This is a genomic window from Billgrantia hypersalina (assembly GCF_052584175.1).
Genome location: NZ_JBMIQI010000006.1, coordinates 1 through 22,592 on the forward strand (window position 1 = coordinate 1; position 22,592 = coordinate 22,592).

Below are 22,592 nucleotides of genomic sequence, written 5' to 3' on the forward strand. Positions count from 1 at the left end.
CTGAGCCCCGTACAATACAGGACTCAGGCCTTGGGCACCGGCTGAATGAACCGTCCAACTATTGGGGGTCAGTTCACTCGGGGCGCCCTTTACATCTTGCCGCTGCCTGACGTCTTACCAGCCGGTAACGTCCTTCAGTGCGTCGCCGATCTCGGCCAGGGAGCGAACGGTACGCACCCCGGCGTCTTCCAGCGCGGCGAACTTCTCGTCTGCCGTGCCCTTGCCTCCCGAGATGATGGCGCCCGCGTGGCCCATGCGCTTACCCGGAGGCGCGGTGACACCGGCAATGTAGGACACCACCGGCTTGGTCACGTTGGCCTTGATGTAAGCGGCGGCCTCTTCCTCGGCGGTACCGCCGATCTCGCCGATCATGACGATCGCTTCGGTCTTCGGGTCCTTCTCGAACATCGCGAGGATATCGATGAAGTTGGAGCCCGGGATCGGGTCGCCGCCGATGCCCACGCAGGTGGATTGGCCGAAGCCGTGATCGGTGGTCTGCTTGACGGCTTCGTAGGTCAGGGTGCCGGAGCGCGACACGATGCCCACTCGGCCGGGCTTGTGGATATGGCCCGGCATGATGCCGATCTTGCTCTCGCCCGGGGTGATCACGCCGGGGCAGTTCGGACCGATCAGACGCACGCCCAGCTCATCGCACTTCACCTTGACATCGAGCATGTCCAGGGTGGGGATGCCCTCGGTGATGCACACGATCAACTTGATGCCGGCGTTGGCGGCTTCGAGGATCGAGTCCTTGCAGAAGGCAGCCGGGACGTAGATCACGCTGGCCTCGGCACCGGTCTTCTCGACCGCTTCCTTGACGGTGTTGAACACCGGCAGGCCCAGGTGCTCCTGGCCGCCCTTGCCCGGGGTCACGCCGCCGACCATCTGGGTGCCGTAGGCGATCGCCTGTTCGGAGTGGAAGGTCCCCTGCCCGCCGGTGAAACCCTGGCAGATGACCTTGGTGTTCTTGTCGATCAGGATGCTCATTACTTGCCCTCCGCTGCCTTGACGACCTGCTGAGCCGCATCGGTCAGGCTGGTAGCAGCGATGATGTTCAGACCGCTGGAGGCCAGCTTCTCGGCGCCCAGCTCGGCGTTGTTACCCTCGAGACGCACCACCACCGGCACATTGACGCCGACCTGCTCGACGGCCCCGATGATGCCCTCGGCGATCATGTCGCAACGCACGATGCCGCCGAAGATATTGACCAGCACGGCCTTGACGGAATCGTCGGAGAGGATGAGCTTGAAGGCTTCCGCCACGCGCTCCTTGGTCGCACCGCCGCCTACATCGAGGAAGTTGGCCGGCTGGCCGCCGTTGAGCTTGATGATGTCCATGGTCCCCATGGCCAGGCCGGCGCCGTTGACCATACAGCCGATGTTGCCCTCCAGCGCCACGTAGTTCAGCTCCCACGCTGCCGCTTCGGCCTCGCGCTCATCCTCCTGGGAGGGATCGCGCATCGCCTGCAGGTCCGGGTGGCGATACAGGGCATTGCTGTCCAGGTTGATCTTGGCGTCGAGGCAGTGCAGGTTGCCTTCGTCGGTGATCACCAGCGGGTTGATCTCGAGCAGCGCGAGGTCCTTCTCGTGGAACAGGCGCGACAGACCCAGGAAGATCTTGGTGAACTGCTTGACCTGGTCGCCCTTCAGGCCCAGGGCAAAGGCCAGCTCACGCGCCTGGTACGGCTGCGCACCGACCAGCGGGTCGATTTCGGCCTTGAGGATCTTCTCGGGGGTTTCCTCGGCGACCTTCTCGATTTCGACACCGCCCTCGGTGGAAGCCATGAACACCACGCGACGGGTAGCCCGGTCGACGACGGCGCCCAGGTAGAGCTCGCTGGCGATGTCGGTGCAGTTCTCGACCAGGATCTTGGCGACCGGCTGACCGTTCTCGTCCGTCTGGTAGGTCACCAGGTTCTTGCCCAGCCACTGCTCGGCGAAGGCCTTGGCTTCTTCCGGGCTCTTGATCAGCTTGACGCCACCGGCCTTGCCGCGGCCACCGGCGTGCACCTGGGCCTTGACCACCCACATCTCGCCGCCGATTTTCTTGCAGGCTTCCGCCGCTTCCTCGGGGGTATCGACTGCGAAGCCCTTGGATACCGGCAGACCATAATCAGCAAACAGCTGCTTGCCTTGATACTCGTGAAGGTTCATCGATTCATGCCATTGGTTGCATGTGACTCGAATGGCAACCGCGAGACCCCGCGTATGGCGATGGGCATCGGGTCACCCCCGTTCGCGCCCGGTACATCGCCGGGCACGACGCGCCATCCGCTGGATGGCGCTTATTGTCTCTCTTGGCGACCCGCTTACTTGCGCTTCTTGCGGTTGGCCATGTGAATCGCGTGTCCGTCCACCGCCAGGGCCGCCTCGTGGATGGCTTCGGAGGTGCTCGGGTGCGCATAGCAGGTCAGTGCCAGGTCCTCGGCGCTGGAGCCGAATTCCATGGCAATGACGCCCTGGGCGATCAGCTCGCCGGCATGCTGGCTGACGATGTGCATGCCGAGGATGCGGTCGGTTTCGGCGTCGACGATGATCTTCGCCATACCCTCCGGGGCGTTGTTGGCCAGCGCACGGCCGTTGGCGGAGAACGGGAAGGAGCCGGTCTTGACCTCGATGCCCTTGGCCTTGGCTTCCTGCTCGTTCATGCCGACCCAGGCCACTTCGGGCGACGTGTAGATCACGCTGGGAATCGCATCGTAGTTCATCTCGGCCTTGTGGCCGGCGATGATGTCCGCCACCATCACGCCCTCTTCGGAGGCCTTGTGGGCGAGCATCGGGCCGCGCACGCAGTCGCCGACGGCATAGATGCCCGGCACGCTGGTACGGCACTGGTCGTCGACGTGAATGAAACCACGCTCGTCCAGGCCCACACCGACGCCATCGTCAACTACGCCCTGGGTATAGGGACGGCGACCGACACAGACGATCAACTTGTCGAAGGTCAGTTCCTGGTCGCCGTCGCTGTCGCTGTACGTGACCACGACCTCGCTGCCCTTGACCTCGGAGCCGGTGACGCGCGCCCCCAGCTTGATGTCCAGACCCTGTTTCTTGAGCAGTTTCTGGGTTTCCTTGGCCACGTCCTTGTCCACCATCGGCAGGAAGGTATCCATGGCCTCGAGCACGGTCACCTCGGCACCCAGGCGGCTCCATACACTACCCAGCTCCAGACCGATCACGCCGGCGCCGATCACGCCTAGGCGCTTCGGCACTTCGGTGAACTCCAGCGCGCCAGTGGAAGTGACGACGATGTCCTCGTGAAGCGGCGTCGGCGGGATCTCGACCGGCACCGAACCTGCGGCGATGACGATATTGTCGGCTTCATAGGTCGCTTTCTCGCCGTCATGCCCGGTCACCTCGACCTGCTTGGTGCCGGTCACCTTGCCGGTACCTTCCAGGGCGGTGACGCCATTGGCCTTGAACAGGGCGCTGATGCCACCCACGTTCTTGGCGATGACGGAGTTCTTGAACTCCAGCATCTTGGCCACGTTGGCCTTGGGGGCTTCCAGGTCGATGCCGATCTCGGCGAAGTGATCGCGCGCTTCGACGAACTTGTGGGATGTCTCGAGCAAGGCCTTGGAGGGAATGCAGCCCACGTTCAGGCAAGTGCCGCCGTGAACGGTCTTGCCTTCCTTGTTGACCCATTTCTCGACGCAGGCAGTCTTCAGCCCCAGCTGGGCGGCACGGATGGCGGCCACGTAGCCTCCGGGGCCCGCACCGATGACGATCACATCAAATTTGTCGGCCATGTGGTTTTCCTGTTGATCGGTTCGCGTTTGAGTCCGTTGATTCGGGGCGCCTTCAGATATCCAGCAGCAGGCGCGCCGGATCCTCGAGCAGCGCCTTGATGGTAACCAGGAACTGCACCGCATCCTTGCCATCGATCATACGATGGTCGTATGACAGGGCCAGGTACATCATCGGGCGGATCTCGACCTTGCCGTTGACGGCCATGGGGCGCTCCTGGATCTTGTGCATGCCCAGGATGGCAGTCTGCGGCGGGTTGAGGATCGGCGTCGACATCAGCGAGCCGAAGATGCCGCCGTTGGTGATGGTGAAGGTACCGCCCTGCATCTCGTCGATGCCGAGCTTGCCGTCGCGCGCCCGCTTGCCGAAGTCGACGATGCCCTTCTCGACGTCGGCGATCTTCATGCTGTCGGTGTCACGCAGCACCGGCACCACTAGGCCGCGATCGGTGGAGACCGCCACGCCGATGTCCTGGTAGCCGTGGTAGACGATATCGGTGCCGTCGATCGAGGCGTTGACGTCGGGGAAGCGCTTGAGCGCCTCGGAGGCCGCCTTGACGAAGAAACCCATGAAACCGAGCTTGACGTCGTGGGCCTTGAGGAAAGTGTCCTTGTACTGCGCGCGCAGCTCCATCACCGCGCCCATGTCCACCTCGTTGTAGGTGGTGAGCATGGCAGCGGTCTGCTGGGCCTGGACCAGGCGCTTGGCGATGGTCTGGCGCAGGCGACTCATCGGCACGCGCTTCTCGGGACGCTCGCCCTCCACTACCGGGGCAGCGGCAGCCGCCTGCTTGGGCGCGGCGGCAGGTGCGGCGCTCTTCTTGGCGCTGCCTTCCTTCACGGCGCGCTGCACGTCCTCCTTGAGGATGCGACCGCCCTTGCCGGTACCCTCGATCTTGCTGACGTCGAGGTCATGCTCGGCGACCAGCTTGCGCGCCGCCGGCGCCAGGATCTTGTCGCCGACCTTCTCGTCGCCGGCACCATCGTCGGCAGAAGCCGCCGGTGTCTTGTCGGCCGCCGTGTCAGCGCTGCCACCGGCGGCGCCCTCGGTAAAGATCGCCAGCACTGCCTCGGATTCGACCTGGCTGCCCTCTTCCGCCTTGATCTCGGCGATGGCGCCATCGGCCGGCGCGACGACTTCGAGCACCACCTTGTCGGTCTCGATGTCGGCCAGCACCTCGTCGCGCTTGACCGCCTCGCCAACCTTCTTGTGCCAGGTGGCCACGGTGCCTTCCTGGATCGACTCGGGGAAGGTCGGCGCCTTCACCTCATGGGTCTGACCGCCGGCAGCCGGTGAACTCTTCGACTCGGCCTTGGCCTCGCTCTTGTTCTCGGCGTCGGCCTTGTCGCTCTTCTTCTCGCCGCCCTTGTCGCTCTTCTTCTCGCCACCCTTGGCGCTGCCTTCCCCAATCTTTCCCAGCACCTGCTCGGACTGGACGGTATCGCCCTCTTCCACCAGCACCTCGGAGAGGGTGCCGGCCTCAGGCGCGACCACTTCGAGCACCACCTTGTCCGTCTCGATCTCGACGATCAGCTCATCGCGCTCGACGCTGTCTCCCGGCTTCTTGTGCCAGGCCGCCACGCTGCCTTCGGCAACGGATTCCGGAAAGGTGGGCGCTTTGATCTCGGTAGCCATGTCGTTTCCCTTGTATGTTCTCTCTCGTCCCGGTGGGTTTGCTTAGACGTTGAAGGCGTCTTCCACCAGCTGGCGCTGCTGTTCGGTATGCACGGACATGTAGCCCGCCGCGGGTGCCGCCGAGGCCGGGCGACCGGCGAACTTGAGCTCGCCGCCCAGGCCGTTCTTGAGCGTGTCGGCCACGGCCCGCATGTGGTGCTGGCTCGAGTACCAGGCCCCCTGGTTGAGCGGCTCCTCCTGGCACCACACCACGCTCTCGAGGTTGACGTAGCCCTCGAGTGCCTCGAACAGCTCCTCCTTGGGGAAGGGATAGAGCTGCTCGATACGCACGATGGCCGTATCGTCACGCTCGTTCTCCGCGCGCCAGGCCGCCAGGTCGTAATAGACCTTTCCGGCACACATGATGACGCGCTTGACCTTCTGGGCATCGAGGTTGCCTTGGTCCGGCAGCACCATGTGGAAATGGCCGTTGGCCAGATCGTCGAGGCTGGATGTCGCCTCCTTGTGGCGCAACAGGCTCTTGGGCGACATCACCACCAACGGTTTTCTCAGCGGGCGGATCACCTGGCGGCGCAGCAGGTGGAAGATCTGCGCCGGCGTGGTGGGCACGCAGACTTGCATGTTGTGCTCGGCGCACATCTGCAGGAAGCGTTCGAGGCGCGCGGAGGAGTGCTCCGGCCCCTGCCCCTCGTAGCCATGCGGTAGCAGCATGGTCAGGCCGCACAGCCGGCCCCACTTGGTTTCGCCCGAGGAAATGAACTGGTCGACCACCACCTGGGCCCCATTGAAGAAGTCGCCGAACTGCGCCTCCCAGATCACAAGATCGTTGGGGGCCGTGGTGGAATAACCGTATTCGAACGCCAGTACCGCCTCCTCGGAGAGGAAGGAGTCATGGATGGTAAAGCGCGGCTGGCCGTCTGCCAGGTGCTGCAGCGGCACGTAGGTGGTGCCATCCTTCTGGTTATGCACTACGGCATGACGGTGGGAGAAGGTGCCGCGTCCCACGTCCTGGCCGGTGATACGCACCGGATGCCCCTCATCGAGCAGGGTGGCGTAGGCCAGGGTTTCGGCAAAGCCCCAGTTAAGGCCCAGTCCGCCGGCCTGCATCTTGCGCCGATCTTCATAGATCTTGGCCACCTGGCGCTGCACTTCGACGCCGTCGGGAATGTCGCACATGCGCGCCGCCAGGCGCTGCAGGCGCTTCATTTCGACACTGGTATCGGCGTAGCCGCTCCACTCGTGGCCGAGGTAGGGTTTCCAGTCGACGAACAGCGAGGTGTTGGGCTCCTGCACCAGGGCGTTGGCCACGTGGTTGCCGGCCATCAGATCCTCGCGGTAGGTCTCGATCATGCCCTGGGCTTCTTCCTCGCTGACCACGCCCTGTTCCACCAGACGCTGAGCGTAGAGATTACGCGAAGAGGGGTGATCCTTGATCTTGCGGTACATCAGCGGCTGGGTGCCGGACGGCTCGTCGGCCTCGTTGTGGCCACGGCGACGATAGCAAACCAGGTCGATGACCACGTCCTTGCGGAACTGCTGGCGATAATCCAGCGCTACCTGGGTGGCATGCAGCACGGCATCCGGATCGTCGCCGTTGACATGGAAGATCGGCGCCTGGACCATCTTGGCGATGTCCGTGCAGTACTCGGTGGAACGTGTGTCCTGCGGATGCGAAGTAGTGAAACCAACCTGGTTGTTGATGACGATGTGCACCGTCCCGCCGGTCTTGTAGGCGCGGGTCTGGGACATCTGGAAGGTTTCCATGACCACGCCCTGTCCAGCAAAGGCGGCGTCACCGTGCACGTTGATCGGCAGTACCTTGGTACCTTCGCTATCGTCGCGGCGATCCTGGCGAGCCCGTACCGAGCCCTCCACTACCGGCGAGACGATCTCCAGGTGGGAGGGGTTGAAAGCCAGTGCCAGGTGAACCTCGCCACCCGGCGTCATGACGTTGGAGCTGAAACCCTGGTGGTACTTGACGTCACCGGAGCCGCGCTCGATCAGCTTCTTGCCGTCGAATTCATCGATCAGCTCGGAGGGGTTCTTGCCGAGGATGTTGACCAGCATGTTGAGGCGGCCGCGGTGGGCCATGCCGATGACGACTTCCTTCACCCCGTAGCCACCACCGCGCTGGATCAGTTCATCCATCATGGGGATGAACGACTCGCCGCCTTCGAGACCGAACCGCTTGGTGCCGGGGTACTTGGAGGCGAGGTAGTTTTCCAGGCCCTCTGCCGCGGTCAGCCGCTCCAGCAAGTGCTTGCGCACCTCATCGCTGTACTTGGGTGCCGAGCGAACCGACTCGAAACGCTGCTGCAGCCAGCGCTTCTCCTCGGTATCGACGATGTGCATGATCTCGCAGCCGACCGAACGGCAGTAGGTCTGCTCCAACGCGTCGACGATTTCACGCAGCGGTGCCTTGTCCATCCCCAGAAAGAAAGAGCCGGTCTGGAATTCGGTATCCAGATCGGCCGGTGAAAGCTGGTGGAAGGAGAGGTCGAGGTCGGGTACGGGAGCCTGGCTACGCAGCTTGAGCGGGTCGATATCGGCCTTCTGGTGGCCCCGGAAGCGGTAGGCGTTGATCAGCTGCAACACCTTGACCTGCTTCTTGCTCTCGTCGCTGTCGGCGGCGGCTACGGTCGCGGCGGTCCGGCGAGCACGGGCCAACTGCTGGAACTGGTCGCGTACGGGACTCAAGGGAACATCGTGGGAGGCGCTGCCATCGACGCTAGGCAGCTGATCGAAATAGGTCCGCCATTCGTCGGGCACGGAACCTGGGTCGGCGAGGTATTGCTCGTAGAGCGCTTCCACATAGTGAACGTTGCTGCCGCTCACATGGGAGCTGTTCCACATCAACTCCATTATGCCTTGTTGCATCTCTCGGTCACCCTACACTGATGGGGTGTTGTCGGCGCCGTCGCGGGCCAGCCGCGACGGCTTGGCTGGTGCCCTGCCGGTGGGGCGTCTTCTCTTCCCGGCGGTTCCAGCCGCGAGGCCGGAATCCTTGCAATCCATGGTCGAGAGCCGGTACCTGTGGCACCGGCTCTCTTCCCGCTGATCGCGAGCCGACCGCGACACGACGTCGCGGTCTGGCATGGGCCGCTATGATAGCAAGCCCCGCGCCACGATTTAAGTGGCATTCGCAAGCAGCATGTCGCGGATCTTGCCAATCGCCCGTGTGGGGTTGAGCCCCTTGGGACATACCGCGACGCAGTTCATGATGCCGCGGCAACGGAACACGCTGAACGGATCCTGCAGTTCCGCCAGCCGCTCACGGGTCGCGGTGTCGCGCGAATCCGCCAGGAAACGGTAGGACTGGAGCAGGCCGGCCGGGCCGACGAACTTGTCCGGGTTCCACCAGAACGACGGGCAGGAGGTCGAGCAGCAGGCGCACAGGATGCACTCGTAGAGGCCGTCGAGCTTGTCGCGGTCCTCCGGCGACTGCAGGCGTTCAATGGCCGGCGCCGGCTCGTCGTTCTGCAGGTACGGCTGGATACGCTCGTACTGCTTGTAGAACAGCCCCATGTCGACCACCAGGTCACGCACCACCGGCAGGCCCGGCAGCGGGCGCAGCACCAGCTTGTTGTCCTTGACCACGTCGGACAGCGAGGTAATGCAGGCCAGGCCGTTCTTGCCGTTCATGTTCATGCCGTCGGAACCGCACACGCCCTCACGGCAGCTGCGGCGGAAGGCCAGGGTGGTGTCCTGGGCCTTGAGCATTTCCAGCACGTTCAGGACCATCAGATCACGGCCCTGGGTGTCCAGCTGGTACTCCTGCATGTAGGGCGCGGAGTCGGTTTCCGGGTTGTAACGGTAAATGGATACCTGAAGCATCTCGTGACTCCCCCTTTAATAGGTACGGATTTTCGGCTCGAAGGTGTCGACGGTCTTCGGCTTGAAGTTGACGTCGCGCTTGCCGACCCGCTTCTCGGTCGGGAAGTACATGGAGTGCTTCAGCCAGTTGGTGTCGTCACGGTCCGGGTAGTCGTAGCGTGAGTGCGCGCCACGGCTCTCCTTGCGCTCCAACGCCGCAATGGCGGTGGCTTCGGCCACTTCCATCAGGTTGTCGAGCTCGAGCGCTTCGACGCGGGCGGTATTGAAGGCGCCGGACTTGTCGACCAGGTGCGCCTCGCCGATACGGCCACGCAGGTCGGCCAGCTGCTTGACGCCCTCCTGCATGTGCTCCTCCTGGCGGAATACACCGAAGGCGTTCTGCATGATGCTCTGCAGCTCGGTCTTGAGCTCGGCCACGGATTCCCCGCCGGTGGATTCGTCCCAGCGTGTGATGCGCTTCATGGCCGCTTCGATGTCGGAATCGGAGGCACCCAGGTAGTCGATACCCTCGTTGAGCGCGCCCTCGATGAACATGCCGGCAGCGCGGCCGAACACCACCAGATCGAGCAGCGAGTTGCCGCCCAGACGGTTGGCACCGTGTACCGAGACGCAGGCCGCCTCGCCGCAGGCGAACAGGCCGTTGACGATGCGGTCGTTGCCGTCGGCATCCTGCATGATCGCCTGGCCGTGCACGTTGGTCGGAATTCCGCCCATCATGTAGTGGCAGGTCGGCACCACGGGGATCGGCGCATTGGTCGGGTCGACGTGGGCAAAGATCTTCGACAGTTCGCTGATGCCCGGCAGGCGCTTGTTGAGCACCTCCTCGCCCAGGTGGTCGAGCTTGAGGAAGACGTGGTCGCCCTTCTCACCGCAGCCGCGGCCTTCGAGGATTTCCATGACCATGGAGCGCGCCACCACGTCGCGGCCGGCAAGGTCCTTGGCGTTAGGCGCATAGCGCTCCATGAAGCGCTCGCCGTCCTTGTTGACCAGGTAGCCGCCCTCGCCGCGACAGCCCTCGGTGACCAGCACGCCAGCCCCGTAGATCCCGGTGGGATGGAACTGCCACATCTCCATGTCCTGCATGGGAAAGCCGGCACGCAGCGCCATGCCGATACCGTCGCCGGTATTGATCAGGGCATTGGTAGTGGAGGCATAGATCCGCCCGGCGCCGCCAGTGGCCATGACGGTGGCCTTCGACTGGACGTGCACCACTTCGCCGGTCTCGATGCACATGGCAATGCAGCCCACCACATCGCCGTTGGCGTTCTTGACCAGATCGACCGCGAACCACTCGTTGAGGAAGGTGGTATTGTTCTTCAGGTTGTTCTGGTAAAGCGTGTGCAGCAGGGCATGGCCGGTACGGTCGGCCGCGGCGCAGGTACGGGCCGCCTGGCCGCCTTCGCCGAAGTTCTTGGACTGGCCGCCGAACGGACGCTGGTAGATGCGGCCGTTGTCGAAGCGGGAGAACGGCAGCCCCATGTGCTCCAGCTCGAAGACCGCCTTGGGGCCCTCCGAGCACATGTACTCCGCCGCGTCCTGGTCGGTGATGTAGTCGCCGCCCTTGACGGTGTCGTACATGTGCCAGCGCCAATCGTCGTTGGGGTCGGCCGAAGCGATGGCACAGGTGATGCCTCCCTGGGCGGAAACGGTGTGCGAGCGAGTCGGGAAGACCTTCGACAGCACGGCCGTCTTCTTGCCGGACTTGGCCAGCTCGAGCGCGGCACGCAGGCCGGAACCGCCACCGCCGATGATGATGGCGTCGTAGGACAAGGTACGCATGTTAGACATGAATCAGGCTCCCCACAGAACTTGGATGCCCCAGACCAGGAACACGAATACGGCCAGGATGATGACGACCTGGGCGCCGAGGCGCACGGGCGTGGACTTGAGGTAATCGGTGGTCACGGTCCACAGGCCGATCCAGGCATGCGCGGCGAGCGAGATGAAGGCCAGCAGGGAGAAGATGCGCATCCAGGTCTGGGCAAACAGGTTGCTCCAGGTGTAGTAGTCGAGACCGGGATTGAACAGCAAGTATGCGACGACGAAAACCGTATAGAGCGCCAGGATGACAGCCGAGACACGCTGGATGAGCCAGTCGGAAAGGCCGCTGCGACCCAGATTGGTGATGTTGGTTACCATACCCAGACTCCTGCCAGAATGATCAGGACGGCACTGATGACCACGGTGGCCTGTGCCTTCTTGTGGCCACCTTCAAGGGTCACGCCGTACCCGGCGTCCATCAGCATGTGCTTGATACCGGCCACGAAGTGGAACGCAAGGGCAGCCAGCAGGCCCCAGGCGATCAGCTTCGCCAGGATGTTGTCGGCCAGCGCATCCCTGACGGCCGCAAAGCCCTCGGGGGACGATAGTGACTTGTCGAGTGCCCAGAAGGCGAAGACGAGGCCGACGAACAGAATTACGCCGGTGATGCGGTGAGCGATCGACGTTAAGGCGGGTAGCGGAAACTGTATGGTGGTGAGATCTAGGTTGACGGGTCGTTTGCTATTCACGGCTCTATACACACTCTCTTGGCTCGCTCTTCGACCGATGGGACCAGACTCGAGCGGGCGGTGGTTTGAGGTAGGGGGCTCGCCGCTGCCGGGACGGGCATGACAACGAGTACCTGCCAGTCGCGCGGTGTGGATTATAGGGACATGAACCCCCAGTGACAAATGCCCGCCGCGTTCACTCGACCATGGTTCAAGCTCCTTTCACTCGGGCGCAGCGCCCGATCGGGGAGCATAAACCGAAGTCCGCTTGGCGCGGGGCTTGCGTGATGCAAAGCACCATTATTTGTACAAAAACTCTCACACACTCGAGCTAAATGTACAATCAAGCGGTCGCTTTGGCCTAATTGACAATCCCGGGAACGCTTCTATAGTGGGCGAACCTTTTTCGCGGGCCACGGTTCGCCAGGGTTTGCGAAATACTGCGTTAACGATCACTTCGAGAGGAGGCCAGTATGGCTGACAGGAAAGCGACACTGACGGTAGACGGCTTGGACAAGACGATCGAGCTGCCGGTCTACTCAGGCACCCTGGGCCCTGACGTGGTCGATGTCCGCGGCCTTGGCGCCGACGGCCTGTTCACCTACGATCCCGGCTTCATGGCAACCTCCTCTTGCCAGTCGGCCATCACCTATATCGATGGCGCCAAGGGCGTGCTGTTGCATCGTGGCTACCCCATCGACCAGCTCGCCAAGGACTCCAACTTCGTCGAGCTGTGCTACACGCTGCTGTTCGGCGAACTGCCCACCGACGAGCAGTATGCCGACTTCGAATCGCGGGTCCGCAACCACACCATGGTGCACGACCAGATCAACAACTTCTTCAAGGGCTTCCGTCGCGACGCCCATCCGATGTCGATCCTGTGTGGCGTGGTCGGTGGCCTAGCGGCATTCTACCATGACCACATGGACATCACCGACGAACAGGACCGCGTCATCAGCGCGATCCGCCTGATCGCCAAGATGCCGACCATTGCGGCAATGTCCTACAAATATAACATCGGCCAGCCTTTCAACTACCCGCGCAACGACCTGAGCTACGCAGAGAACTTTCTCTACATGATGTTCAGCAACCCGTGCGAGGAGTACAAGGTCAACCCCGTCTATGCCAAGGCCATGGACCGCATCTTCATGCTCCATGCCGACCACGAGCAGAACGCATCGACCTCCACGGTACGCCTCGCCGGCTCTACCGGCGCCAACCCCTTCGCCTGCATCAGCGCCGGCATCGCCGCCCTGTGGGGCCCGGCTCACGGCGGCGCCAACGAAGCGGTGCTTAAGATGCTCGACGAGATCGGCGACGAATCCGAAGAGAACATCCAGCACTTCATCGACAAGGCCAAGGACAAGGACGACCCGTTCAAGCTGATGGGCTTCGGTCATCGCGTGTATCGTAACTTCGACCCTCGCGCCAAGGTGATGAAGGAAACCTGTGACGAAGTCCTTGCCGAGCTGGGCATTGACGATCCGCAGCTAAAGATCGCCAAGCGCCTTGAGCAAATCGCGCTGGAGGACGAGTACTTCGTTGAGCGCAAGCTCTACCCCAACGTCGACTTCTACTCCGGCATCATTCTCAAGGCGATGGGCATCCCCACCAACATGTTCACGGTGATCTTCGCCGTCTCGCGTACCATCGGCTGGATCTCCCACTGGCATGAAATGCTTTCCAACGACTACAAGATCGGTCGTCCGCGCCAGCTCTACACCGGCCATACGCAGCGCGACTATCCTGCCAAGTAAGCCGGCAGGACGCGGCGCCGACCGCATTGCTCTGGAAAGCCGCCTTCGGGCGGCTTTCTGCTTAGCGACCTCCTTCCAGCAAGTCAGCCACCAACAACTGAGAGAAACGGTATGCATCAATCGATTACAACAGTCGCCTTCATCGGCCTGGGCGTGATGGGTTATCCCATGGCCGGGCACCTTGCCCGCGCCGGGCTCACCGTGCGCGTCTACAACCGTACCGAGGCCAAGGCCAAGGCCTGGGTCGACGAGCACGGCGGTAGTCACCACGCCACTCCCGGGGAAGCCGCTCGAGGAGCCGATCTCGTCCTGGTCTGCGTCGGCAATGACGATGATGTCAGGCAGGTCACCATGAGCCAGCACGGCGCGCTGTCAGGCATGAACGCGGGCAGTTTGCTGGTCGATCACACGACTGCCTCGTCCGATCTCGCCGAACAACTCGACGCAGCCTGCCGCGAGCGCGGCATCAACTTCATCGACGCGCCGGTATCGGGCGGGCAGCAAGGCGCCGAGAACGGTGTGCTGACGATTATGTGCGGCGGTGAACAGGCTGCCTTTTCCTGCGTTGAGCCCATACTCGCCCACTACGCCCGAGCCGTTAGCCGGATGGGGCCCGTCGGCAGTGGCCAGCTGACCAAGATGGTCAATCAGATTTGCATCGCCGGGCTGGTACAGGGCCTGGCCGAAGGTCTCCACTTTGCCGAGCAGGCCGGCCTCGACCAGCAGCGCGTCATCGACGTGATTTCCAAGGGGGCTGCCGGCTCCTGGCAGATGGAAAACCGTCACAAGACCATGATCGCCGATGAGTACGAGCATGGCTTCGCCGTCGACTGGATGCGCAAGGACTTGGGCATCTGCCTCGAGCAGGCCCGCCGCCTCCAGGCCCGCCTGCCCGTTACTGCGCTCGTCGATCAATTCTATGGTGACATACAAGTGTTGGGCGGGGGACGCTGGGATACGTCCTCACTGCTGAGGCGTTTGCGCATGCTGGGCCTCGACTGAGTCGCACGAGGCGTCGCCTACATGCGACGCCTCGTAACCCGCAGTATCAAAATAGTAACTAAAAAGTCTTGACAGCCTTTACAGCCAACGGCCTTAAACGGCCTCCGACTTTTTCCACACATTCTGTGGATAACCCTGTTCACAACCACAAGAAAACATCATCGAATCGGCATGGGGAGCGGCTTGGCCTTAGATTGGCTATTTTTTGATCAATTTCAACCCATTGATATTTAAGGTTTTTTGCAGCTGCACACACTTTCACCTATCGCTTGGACTATTACACACAGGGAGACGGTCGAGACACTGAGCAAGTGGACAAGTCAAGCGTCAAAAGCGGGAAATTAGCGGCTTCAATGGGTTTTTCACGCAGACGTAGCCTCCCGAACGCTCAATGGGCATCATGAGGAAGCGAAACATACGGGCGCCAGAAAATGTCGCCAAAAGCAGACACGCAGGAAAACGCTAAGGAGAGAAGTGAGTGGCGTCCCATAGGGGGTTCGAACCCCTGTTCCCGCCGTGAAAGGGCGGTGTCCTGGACCACTAGACGAATGGGACGCAGCGTCGCTCATGAATCGGCACGCTGTGGTGGAGCCTAGCGGGATCGAACCGCTGACCTCGACACTGCCAGTGTCGCGCTCTCCCAGCTGAGCTAAGGCCCCACATGTGCCGTGAAGACGGGGCGTATAGTACTGATTTACCCCGCCTTCGTCAAGAGAGAAACGTTGGATCACTGCAGCTCGCGGAACTCCTTCTCGAAACGCTTGGCCTGCTTCTTGGACACACCGCCGAGCAACTCGATAGCGTTACGTAACCGAGCCCGCGTCACGTCGGAGCCCAGGATCGCCATGGCATCCATGACCGATGTACTTGCCGTGGTGCCCGTGACGGCAATAAAGACAGGGGCCAGGAAATCCTTCATCTTGAGCCCGAAATGAGCGGCCAGCGCCTTGACCTCGGCCAACAACGCCTCCTTGTGCCAGGCCGGCAATGCCTCGAAGCGCCAGACAAGGAATTGAAGCAGCTTGACGAGTGCCTCACGCTCCAGCGCGATACTTTCGAAATCGTTTTCCCGAATCGCAGGCACACCACTGAAGAAGTGGCCGACCAGGGGGGCCACTTGGGAGAGAGTCTCCACGCGCGGGCGCACCTGCGGGAGTATCTGGCCGATGTATTCTTTATTGAATGCCCACTCCATCAGCACTTCGAGGAAGGCCTCGTCGTCCAGATCCTCACGGATATAGAGCCCGTTGAGCCAGGTCAGCTTCTCCAGATCGAAGACCGGCCCACCCAGCGATACGCGCTGGATATCGAAATGGGCCATCATCTCGTCGAGGCTGAACTTCTCGCGCTCATCGGGCATTGACCAGCCCATTCGCCCCAGGTAGTTGGTGACCGCCTGAGGCAGGAACCCCATCCGCCGGTAGTAATTGATTGAGGTGGGGTTCTTGCGCTTGGACAGCTTCGACTTGTCGGGGTTGCGCAGCAGCGGCATATGGCACAGCGTCGGCATCTGCCAGCCGAAGTATTCATAAAGCAACTGGTGCTTGGGCGCCGAATTGATCCACTCCTCGCCGCGCAGCACGTGGGTGATGCCCATCAGATGGTCATCCACCACATTTGCCAGATGGTAGGTAGGCATGCCATCCGACTTGAGCAGGATCTGGGCATCCACCTGCGCCCAGTCGACCTCGATGGGGCCACGCAACATGTCGTCGATCATGCAGGTACCACTGGAAGGGACCTTCATGCGTACCACGTACGGCCAGCCCTCGCGCTCACGACGTGCCTCCTCGCCTTCCGGCAACGCGAGGTCTGAGGACTTGAGCGCCAGATGCATGCCGCTGGCCTTGCGCGCCTCTCTCAGCTCGTCCAGCTCTTCACTGGTGCGGTAGCACTTGAACGCATGGCCGGCTTCGAGCAGTTGCCGAGCGTACTCGGCATAAATGTCGCCGCGCTCGCTCTGTCGGTAAGGACCATGAGGACCTCCCACATCGGGCCCTTCATCCCACTCGAGCCCCAGCCAACGTAACGAGTCGAGGATCATCTGTTCGGATTCGAGCGTAGAGCGCACTCGGTCCGTGTCCTCGATCCGCAGAATGAACTGGCCGCCGTGCTGCTTCGCAAAACAGAGATTGAACAGCGCGATGTAGGCGGTGCCCACGTGAGGATCACCAGTGGGAGACGGCGCAATGCGGGTACGTACAGTCATGTCGTCCTTATCCATTCGAGAGGGCGTGGCGGCATTATACGCACCTGGGCCGGCGCGGGCAGCCGGGTCGCGGCAGCCATGCCAGGCTTGCACAGACTAAACGTAGAGAGAATACTTATTGTTTAGGTACGCGGCCGACAGCCATTGCCAAAAAGTAGATTTAGCGTTGATTCGCCAAATTTGCACAGTTAACACAGATCATTGACTATCGACCCTCTTTTTGAACCAACAGTCATCAGGTTGATGAAATGGATTCACTGGGCGAAAGAATCAAGCACCTGAGAATGCAGGCAAACCTCAACAAGGCTGCCCTGGCAAGAAAGGTCGGCGTTTCTGATGTCACGATCTCTTACTGGGAATCCGGAGCGATCAAGCAGATTGGCCATGAAAGGCTGGTCGCGCTGGCGGATGCCCTCGGTTGCACACTGGGTCAATTGCTGGAAGGTGAATACCAGGCGGCATTTCCGCCTCTCTACCTTCGGGGCAAGCCCCCCCTCCCCTGGCACGACCCTACGGCCAATCGCGTGACGTTGCCCAGCGAATTCCTGGCCAGCATGGATTGGCAAGGCGAGTGCTATCTTGTCACGCCGGCCCCCGGGGAGCGTTTCGATTACCTCGACAGCGGTGATCTCGCCGCCTTTGGCCCCACCGAAGCCTGCGACAAGCCCGGCTACTATCTGATTGAAGGAATAGTCGGGCTATACATCGGCCAGCTACAACGAAACAGCGATGGACAGCTACTGCGTTGCGATAACAACAATCCCGATGCGCCACCGTCGCCACTGGAAGCGACTGAAAGGGTCGTAGGCAGGTTATTGGCTCGCTGGCGAAAGGATGGCGCCTGAAGGGCGATCATTCCACCTCCAGCACTTCGACCTGGTCGGTCGCCCGGCGAGGCTCGCTACCTATGAGGTATCGTCTCGAGTAGCTTGCGACCTGCCCGAGACCATGGCGCGCGCCCCGCACCAGCTCGCCCTCGAGGCGCTCGCCCTGCTTACCGATCTGCTGCTGCACTGAAGCTGGCTGGACGCTGGCTTCCACCAAATTGACGGTGATGCTGTATCCACCATCCGGCAGGCCGCTACCCGGCCCAAAGGGGCCTGCGGCGAACCGCTCGTTCGAAACCGCGGTGCGCGACTGCCAGCGTACGCCGCTCAGCTCACGCTCCACGACAATCAGAAGGCGCGTCTCGTCGGGCAGGTTGGTTTTACCTTCTACAACGAGTCGGCGATCGTCACGCAGCGTTGCCGACGCCTCGATCTCGACCGTCAACGGATCCTGTTGGGCCGGTTCTTCGACGGGCTCGCCCGCGACCTCGACCGGCTGCTCGGTCTGCGCCTCTTCCTCGGTCGCCGCTCCGTCATTACCATCACCGCCACAGCCCGACAGCCATAGCACCACCAGAGCTGCGCAGGATCGACGCCATGCCTTCATGCCTTTCTCCTGACCGACCATCACGCTTCTAGACTAACACCTGGATAGCCGGCCAGTCCTGTTCGGTGCAGCTAAGGCTCTCCTTCCAAATCGGCACAGTCGACACAGAGAGTGGCGTAGGGTATCGCCTCGAGACGCCGGGGATCTATGGGTTCGTCACATCGTTCACACAGATCGCCCTCTCCCTCCTCGATACGTTCGAGCGCATGCAGAACCTGCCCAAGCTCCTCCTCGGCCTCCTCTTCGAGAGCGTCGATGACATCCTCGTTCTCGAGCTCTATGGCCTGCTCCTCCATATCCCGATCAAGGGGGTTCTCGAGGCGCATCTTATGCACCTTGTAGCGGTCCACCCGCTCGACGAGTTCGTCCCTCAGCGCTTCCAGCAGCTCCTGACGCTTTTCCATCGTTGTACCTCCACTAACGCTTCACTCCTTCTGCATAGCACATGCGGAAAGAAGCGTGCCTCCTGGAAGCGCTTGACGCGTCAGGATGAGGCGATGCCAAGGCAGCAGCGCCCGGGCGCTCGAATCTGGTTAATCGTGATTCCCGGCAAAGAAGAGTTCATAACGCCACTCTTCATAGGGCAGGCAGGAAGTTACCTGCTCGCCGAACTGGACCAGCCGCGCCGCGATGACCGAACACTCGCTGTGAGACAAGAACGGACCGATAGTCTTCTCCTCGCCGTTCTCAAGCAGGTCGAAACGAAACAGTGCCTGCGGTGAGCCCCCCTCTTTTCCAAGTCTGCGGGGATAGGAACCTACCATTTCAACTGCTTCGGTAAATATGTTGCACAGCGCTTCACTTCTCGTCTTTACTATAGCAACATCATTACCATCCGAATCTACTTCACCGCAGTAGTCTCCGTGGAGCTCCAGTATGGTCGAGGCTTGCTGATAAAAATAATCATGGCGCGCCATAAGCTCGGCAATGCCATTTGAACTAACCACGTCCATAACACCATGCTCCCTGGTGGTTCCTTCCGCCTTCTCAATGGAATGGATATCAAAACCACGGAAAATCAGAAGCCAGGCCGCCAATGAAAGAAGCAAAGCCAAGAGGCAAGTTGTCTTGTTGCCACGAGGTACAGCCGCCCTGCTCGCTCGCTCTTCTTTTATCAACATTGTTCTTTCCTTGCGCCATAGTCAGGGTTACCGAAGCCAAGCGTGGAAAGCCTAGGCGCACTGACCGTACCATCGACGGCCAGCGCACCCTCCACCCTGTGGCCACGGCATGCCGTCAGCCTTGGTCTGCCACCAGGGCGGTGTTCAAAGATTCTGTCGAAGCGTGACCGTAGGGGCCGCAACTCGAGGCATGCTCACCCAGACGAGCCAGGCGATCCGCGATCTCGATGCACTCTGCCTGTGTCAGGAAAGGCCCGATGCGCTGCTCTTCACTCCTGCCGTGCCAGGTGAACTCATGGAGTTCGGGATAAAACCCACTCCAGCCGTTCAGCCGATCGGCATAGGTATCGACCAAGGCAGCGGCATCGCTAAATACTTCGCATAGGGATTCGTAGCGCAACAGGGCCGCAGGTTGAAGCCCACCCTCGTATCCCGTGTCGAAGTACTCGGTCAGTAGACAGTAATATTTTTTAGTATCGAGTATGCTCAATGAACGAGAAAAGATATCCTCGTTATAGCGCATTAACTCAGCCGCATTCTTTGAATATGAAGTTCTGACCTTTTCATACTTTATCGCTTCCGGCTCCTTGCCAATGGCCATGCTGATGTTCAAGCCGTGCGGCCAGAACAGGATCCATGACATAAACGTCATGAACAGCACGATCGCGACACTAGGGCCCTTTTCTTCAAGAAATTCTGATCCTGCCTTCCAAGTTAGCCTGATCATTCTTCTTCTCCTGCGTCAGGGAATTGTCCTACCACTCCTCGAAAGCTGATCAATACTCATTCATGACGATAGCTCGCCACGAACACCTTCCTAGACCATGATCCCGCCGTAGCTGACAATCGGCCCGCACCGGCCTTCCTGCACTCCTTCCAGACGATGCTGAACCACTACCACGATGGCCTACCGTACCCAGCAGAGACAGAAAAAACCCGACCGAAAAAAGGCCGAGTCCTGCCCCCGCCTTCCCTGCTTGCGCTGCGGACCTCCTGTCCGCACCTCCCTGTCCGAGGCCATCCTGGCCGTTCATCCCTGCCAAGCCATCCCTGACCTGTGCGGAGTACACACTGCCACCAAAGTCGGTAAAAAAAATTAACTCAGGTTAACCGTAAGCCTGTTATTTTTTTCTGCCTTCTGCTTTTCGGCGCACCGAGGACACTGTAAGACGCCAGCTGAGCAAGCGCGAAGGCTGTCAGCAACGCGGTTTCGACACGATGTGAGGCAGCATTGCTTGGCTTTGTGAACCCGGGCCCAAACAAAGAAAAACCCGGTGCATGACCGGGTTTCACTTTGCTTCCTTTCCAGCTCACCATGAATGTCCTTTCATGCATCCCTGGCATCTTCTGCCCGGCTTGTCTTCGTCCCCGCATCCTTGCGAGATACCCCCAGCCTAGGGGTGAGCAATCCAGAGAACAAATGGGCGTAATTCAACCCGCAAGCGGCAAAAGCCTGGACCAATGACGCTCCATGTTCCGCCGGAGGCTGTCTTTCGATATGTATACAAGAGAGAGCCCGGCCAGGCGGCCGGGCTCGCCTTGTTTCCCTTCTGCCATGCACAGGCCTCCTGCCCGCGTTTCCCTGGCGGCCGAACCCTCCTGGCGCCGTCTCCCTGTGAGCTCTCCCTCGCTCGCCGGGTCTAGTCTGGCAGAGCATCACCCATGCCAGTAGCGACCTTTGTCAGTTCGGCCTGTACGAGATTGCCGATAGGGCGCGTAGTACGTCGCCTCATCAAGAAGTGCCTAGCGAACTCCCAGCGCGGCATAGCCTTGGGAGGTCACCTCAAGTCGCTGGAGGCTGCCATTCTCGTCACGCCATGCCTTGACCAGCCCACCTGCTTCCAGGTCCGCCGCCTGCGCTTCCATTTCATCGACCAGGCTATCCTCGCCGGGATGTCCAAAAGGTGCCGCCAGCACACCGCCGTGTTGCAGCGCGCGGGACAATATTTCCACTTGGTGATCGGTCAAATCATGATCCATGTCCTCTCCTATGGCTGGGTCACCAGCCTCCATAGCGGAGGAGCACGATGCAGAAAAGAGGCAGCCCCTTCACGACGTGAAGGGGCTGACGTGCTGCGCTAAGGCATTACTACTGTCGGAACTCCATGGCCAAAAATGACATCCTGTCTCATCCAGCCTTCCCTGTTCCTTTCTCGGGCTTCCTGCCCAGCAAGGCATCCCGCCTTGGAAAGCTTCCTTGCTTTGTGCACATCTTCAGGATAGTCCGCCTTTCATCAGAATCAAGTCGCTGAGCGAAGCACAGCAGGCATCACCATGATAAGCCTTTCGCACCACCCAAAGAGACGGTGCGAAAGGCTTATACAAGAAAGCCCGGCCGTAAGGCCGGGCTGCATCTTTGCTTCCTTTCCACTTCCTCAGGCATCCTGCCCGAGCATCCTTGGTACGTGAGCCTTCCATGTCTCGGTCTTCCTTGCCGGGCTCTCCCTGCCCGATGGGTGCACTATGACAGCCGGCGAAAGCCCGGACATTAACCTGGGATAGGTTGGCTCGTAAGAGATTGCCGACACGCGTTGTGAGCAAAGGCACCATGCGAGGTCTTGGTCAGGTCGCCATTTTCATGGTCACGATGCCGGCGGCGATCAGCAGGGCGGCAAAAACACGCAAGGGCGAAACAGCCTCTCCCAGGAACCATACGCCGATGGCAAAGGTGCCCACGGCGCCGATGCCGGTCCAGATCATGTAGGCCGTGCCCAACGGCAGGCTGCGCATCGCGATCGCCAGCAGCCAGAACGATCCCACCATCGATACCAACATGACGGTGGTCGGGAGCAGGCGCGTAAAACCGTGTGATTGCTTCATGGCATACGCCCACACGACCTCGAGTAACCCGGCCAGACCGAGCAGCACCCAAGACATAGTAGCTTCCTCATCTCTCGGGTCGTCCCGAAAAGCTTTTCCCATAGAGAGAGGTCGTCCTCCCGGGCTCAGCGGCAGTCGTCGCGGGCAAGTCGCCTCGCTGGCCGCCCGAACGAAAAGAGCCCCGGCTGACAGCCAGGGCAGGCGCGATGAGACGCGATATTTTGGCGAACCCGTAGAGAACGCGAAACCCAGGCGTCTCTCGCATGGCGAAATTGCCTTGGCGCCACTTCGCCGTAACGACCTACCGAAAAAAAGCCCGACCGCCAGGCCGGGCTTTCCAATCAACGCTTCCCTAACCACCTATCTTAGGCATCCTGCCCAAGCATCCCTGGTTCTGAGCGTTCCATTGCTCGGCCTTCCCTGAAGGGCTCTCCCTCGCCCGTCACCTACAAGATAGTCGCTCCAGGAGTGGGATGTTTTAACCCAGGATATCGTGACGCGTAAGAAAACTGCTTCGTATTTGTAGGCGATTGCCTACAAACCTT

The 22,592-nt window shown here is 61.1% G+C and carries 19 protein-coding genes and 2 tRNA genes; 3 read left to right on the top strand and 18 right to left on the bottom strand.

The features are described 5' to 3' along the window. Positions 1–114: 114 nt before the first annotated feature. The 9 genes from sucD to sdhC form a co-directional block, all read right to left on the bottom strand. Positions 115–987, bottom strand: a complete 873-nt coding sequence (sucD, locus tag ACOJCM_RS03450; RefSeq protein WP_445210670.1) for a succinate--CoA ligase subunit alpha — start codon at positions 985–987, stop codon at positions 115–117. Continuing rightward, on the bottom strand, positions 987–2,153 hold the full coding sequence (sucC, locus tag ACOJCM_RS03455; protein ID WP_445210671.1) for an ADP-forming succinate--CoA ligase subunit beta: 1,167 nt from the start codon (positions 2,151–2,153) through the stop codon (positions 987–989). The genes sucD and sucC overlap by 1 nt, the downstream gene beginning before the upstream one ends. A 155-nt stretch (positions 2,154–2,308) precedes the next feature. Then, on the bottom strand, positions 2,309–3,748 hold the full coding sequence (lpdA, locus tag ACOJCM_RS03460) for a dihydrolipoyl dehydrogenase (RefSeq protein WP_445210672.1): 1,440 nt from the start codon (positions 3,746–3,748) through the stop codon (positions 2,309–2,311). 52 nt (positions 3,749–3,800) lie between these two features. Next, positions 3,801–5,381 carry a 2-oxoglutarate dehydrogenase complex dihydrolipoyllysine-residue succinyltransferase gene (gene odhB / locus ACOJCM_RS03465; protein ID WP_445210673.1) on the bottom strand — a complete coding sequence of 527 codons (1,581 nt, stop codon included), beginning with the start codon at positions 5,379–5,381 and terminating at the stop codon, positions 3,801–3,803. 42 nt (positions 5,382–5,423) lie between these two features. Further along, positions 5,424–8,258, bottom strand: a complete 2,835-nt coding sequence (locus tag ACOJCM_RS03470) for a 2-oxoglutarate dehydrogenase E1 component (RefSeq protein ID WP_445210674.1) — start codon at positions 8,256–8,258, stop codon at positions 5,424–5,426. 252 nt (positions 8,259–8,510) lie between these two features. Further along, positions 8,511–9,215 carry a succinate dehydrogenase iron-sulfur subunit gene (locus tag ACOJCM_RS03475; RefSeq protein ID WP_445210675.1) on the bottom strand — a complete coding sequence of 235 codons (705 nt, stop codon included), beginning with the start codon at positions 9,213–9,215 and terminating at the stop codon, positions 8,511–8,513. 15 nt (positions 9,216–9,230) lie between these two features. Continuing rightward, positions 9,231–11,003 (bottom strand): succinate dehydrogenase flavoprotein subunit, encoded by a 1,773-nt coding sequence (gene sdhA, locus ACOJCM_RS03480; RefSeq protein WP_445210676.1) that lies wholly within the window; start codon positions 11,001–11,003, stop codon positions 9,231–9,233. A 3-nt stretch (positions 11,004–11,006) separates the two neighbouring features. Continuing rightward, the gene (gene sdhD / locus ACOJCM_RS03485) at positions 11,007–11,354 is read right to left on the bottom strand and encodes a succinate dehydrogenase, hydrophobic membrane anchor protein (RefSeq protein WP_445210677.1); all 348 of its coding nucleotides are present in this window, start codon (positions 11,352–11,354) and stop codon (positions 11,007–11,009) included. Continuing rightward, positions 11,348–11,725 (bottom strand): succinate dehydrogenase, cytochrome b556 subunit, encoded by a 378-nt coding sequence (sdhC, locus tag ACOJCM_RS03490; protein ID WP_445210678.1) that lies wholly within the window; start codon positions 11,723–11,725, stop codon positions 11,348–11,350. Before sdhC ends, sdhD begins: the two co-directional genes overlap by 7 nt. A 452-nt stretch (positions 11,726–12,177) precedes the next feature. Here sdhC and gltA point away from each other — a divergent pair, with 452 nt between their 5' ends. Both gltA and ACOJCM_RS03500 read left to right on the top strand, forming a co-directional pair. Continuing rightward, a complete protein-coding gene (gene gltA / locus ACOJCM_RS03495; protein WP_445210679.1) occupies positions 12,178–13,461 on the top strand; it encodes a citrate synthase in 1,284 nt (427 codons plus the stop codon). Between the two features lie 111 nt (positions 13,462–13,572). Then, positions 13,573–14,463 carry an NAD(P)-dependent oxidoreductase gene (locus tag ACOJCM_RS03500; protein WP_445210680.1) on the top strand — a complete coding sequence of 297 codons (891 nt, stop codon included), beginning with the start codon at positions 13,573–13,575 and terminating at the stop codon, positions 14,461–14,463. Positions 14,464–14,942: 479 nt separating this feature from the next. Here the strand turns inward: ACOJCM_RS03500 and ACOJCM_RS03505 are convergent. The 3 genes from ACOJCM_RS03505 to gltX all read right to left on the bottom strand — a co-directional run bounded on the left by ACOJCM_RS03505 (position 14,943) and on the right by gltX (position 16,672). After that, positions 14,943–15,018, bottom strand: a tRNA-Glu gene (locus tag ACOJCM_RS03505). A gap of 28 nt (positions 15,019–15,046) precedes the next feature. Further along, positions 15,047–15,122: transfer RNA gene (locus tag ACOJCM_RS03510), tRNA-Ala, on the bottom strand. A gap of 68 nt (positions 15,123–15,190) precedes the next feature. Then, complete coding sequence (gltX, locus tag ACOJCM_RS03515; protein WP_445210681.1) at positions 15,191–16,672, bottom strand: glutamate--tRNA ligase; 1,482 nt, start codon at positions 16,670–16,672, stop codon at positions 15,191–15,193. 248 nt (positions 16,673–16,920) lie between these two features. Between gltX and ACOJCM_RS03520 the strand changes: the two genes are divergently transcribed. Then, the gene (locus ACOJCM_RS03520) at positions 16,921–17,517 is read left to right on the top strand and encodes a helix-turn-helix domain-containing protein (RefSeq protein WP_445210682.1); all 597 of its coding nucleotides are present in this window, start codon (positions 16,921–16,923) and stop codon (positions 17,515–17,517) included. A 7-nt stretch (positions 17,518–17,524) separates the two neighbouring features. Here the strand turns inward: ACOJCM_RS03520 and ACOJCM_RS03525 are convergent, their stop codons facing one another. The 6 genes from ACOJCM_RS03525 to ACOJCM_RS03550 form a co-directional block, all read right to left on the bottom strand. Beyond that, positions 17,525–18,106 carry a hypothetical protein gene (locus ACOJCM_RS03525; protein ID WP_445210683.1) on the bottom strand — a complete coding sequence of 194 codons (582 nt, stop codon included), beginning with the start codon at positions 18,104–18,106 and terminating at the stop codon, positions 17,525–17,527. Positions 18,107–18,177: 71 nt separating this feature from the next. Continuing rightward, positions 18,178–18,510, bottom strand: coding sequence for a TraR/DksA family transcriptional regulator (locus tag ACOJCM_RS03530; RefSeq protein ID WP_445210684.1), 333 nt, complete (start codon positions 18,508–18,510; stop codon positions 18,178–18,180). A gap of 129 nt (positions 18,511–18,639) precedes the next feature. After that, entirely contained in the window at positions 18,640–19,227 is a 588-nt protein-coding gene (locus tag ACOJCM_RS03535; protein WP_445210685.1) for a hypothetical protein, read from the bottom strand. Positions 19,228–19,342: 115 nt separating this feature from the next. Next, on the bottom strand, positions 19,343–19,954 hold the full coding sequence (locus tag ACOJCM_RS03540; protein WP_445210686.1) for a hypothetical protein: 612 nt from the start codon (positions 19,952–19,954) through the stop codon (positions 19,343–19,345). A gap of 1,016 nt (positions 19,955–20,970) precedes the next feature. Then, positions 20,971–21,207 (bottom strand): hypothetical protein, encoded by a 237-nt coding sequence (locus tag ACOJCM_RS03545; protein ID WP_445210687.1) that lies wholly within the window; start codon positions 21,205–21,207, stop codon positions 20,971–20,973. Positions 21,208–21,789: 582 nt separating this feature from the next. Beyond that, a complete protein-coding gene (locus ACOJCM_RS03550; protein WP_445210688.1) occupies positions 21,790–22,104 on the bottom strand; it encodes a DMT family transporter in 315 nt (104 codons plus the stop codon). Between the last annotated feature and the right edge of the window lie 488 nt (positions 22,105–22,592).

What these genes read in the sequence shown, in the direction of transcription:
- sucD (WP_445210670.1), bottom strand. Translation starts at nt 987, where the DNA reads ATGAGCATCCTGATCGACAAGAACACCAAGGTCATCTGCCAGGGTTTC.
- sucC (WP_445210671.1), bottom strand. Translation starts at nt 2,153, where the DNA reads ATGAACCTTCACGAGTATCAAGGCAAGCAGCTGTTTGCTGATTATGGT.
- lpdA (WP_445210672.1), bottom strand. Translation starts at nt 3,748, where the DNA reads ATGGCCGACAAATTTGATGTGATCGTCATCGGTGCGGGCCCCGGAGGC.
- odhB (WP_445210673.1), bottom strand. Translation starts at nt 5,381, where the DNA reads ATGGCTACCGAGATCAAAGCGCCCACCTTTCCGGAATCCGTTGCCGAA.
- ACOJCM_RS03470 (WP_445210674.1), bottom strand. Translation starts at nt 8,258, where the DNA reads ATGCAACAAGGCATAATGGAGTTGATGTGGAACAGCTCCCATGTGAGC.
- ACOJCM_RS03475 (WP_445210675.1), bottom strand. Translation starts at nt 9,215, where the DNA reads ATGCTTCAGGTATCCATTTACCGTTACAACCCGGAAACCGACTCCGCG.
- sdhA (WP_445210676.1), bottom strand. Translation starts at nt 11,003, where the DNA reads ATGTCTAACATGCGTACCTTGTCCTACGACGCCATCATCATCGGCGGT.
- sdhD (WP_445210677.1), bottom strand. Translation starts at nt 11,354, where the DNA reads ATGGTAACCAACATCACCAATCTGGGTCGCAGCGGCCTTTCCGACTGG.
- gltA (WP_445210679.1), top strand. Translation starts at nt 12,178, where the DNA reads ATGGCTGACAGGAAAGCGACACTGACGGTAGACGGCTTGGACAAGACG.
- ACOJCM_RS03500 (WP_445210680.1), top strand. Translation starts at nt 13,573, where the DNA reads ATGCATCAATCGATTACAACAGTCGCCTTCATCGGCCTGGGCGTGATG.
- gltX (WP_445210681.1), bottom strand. Translation starts at nt 16,672, where the DNA reads ATGACTGTACGTACCCGCATTGCGCCGTCTCCCACTGGTGATCCTCAC.
- ACOJCM_RS03520 (WP_445210682.1), top strand. Translation starts at nt 16,921, where the DNA reads ATGGATTCACTGGGCGAAAGAATCAAGCACCTGAGAATGCAGGCAAAC.
- ACOJCM_RS03525 (WP_445210683.1), bottom strand. Translation starts at nt 18,106, where the DNA reads ATGAAGGCATGGCGTCGATCCTGCGCAGCTCTGGTGGTGCTATGGCTG.
- ACOJCM_RS03530 (WP_445210684.1), bottom strand. Translation starts at nt 18,510, where the DNA reads ATGGAAAAGCGTCAGGAGCTGCTGGAAGCGCTGAGGGACGAACTCGTC.
- ACOJCM_RS03535 (WP_445210685.1), bottom strand. Translation starts at nt 19,227, where the DNA reads ATGTTGATAAAAGAAGAGCGAGCGAGCAGGGCGGCTGTACCTCGTGGC.
- ACOJCM_RS03540 (WP_445210686.1), bottom strand. Translation starts at nt 19,954, where the DNA reads ATGATCAGGCTAACTTGGAAGGCAGGATCAGAATTTCTTGAAGAAAAG.
- ACOJCM_RS03545 (WP_445210687.1), bottom strand. Translation starts at nt 21,207, where the DNA reads ATGGATCATGATTTGACCGATCACCAAGTGGAAATATTGTCCCGCGCG.
- ACOJCM_RS03550 (WP_445210688.1), bottom strand. Translation starts at nt 22,104, where the DNA reads ATGTCTTGGGTGCTGCTCGGTCTGGCCGGGTTACTCGAGGTCGTGTGG.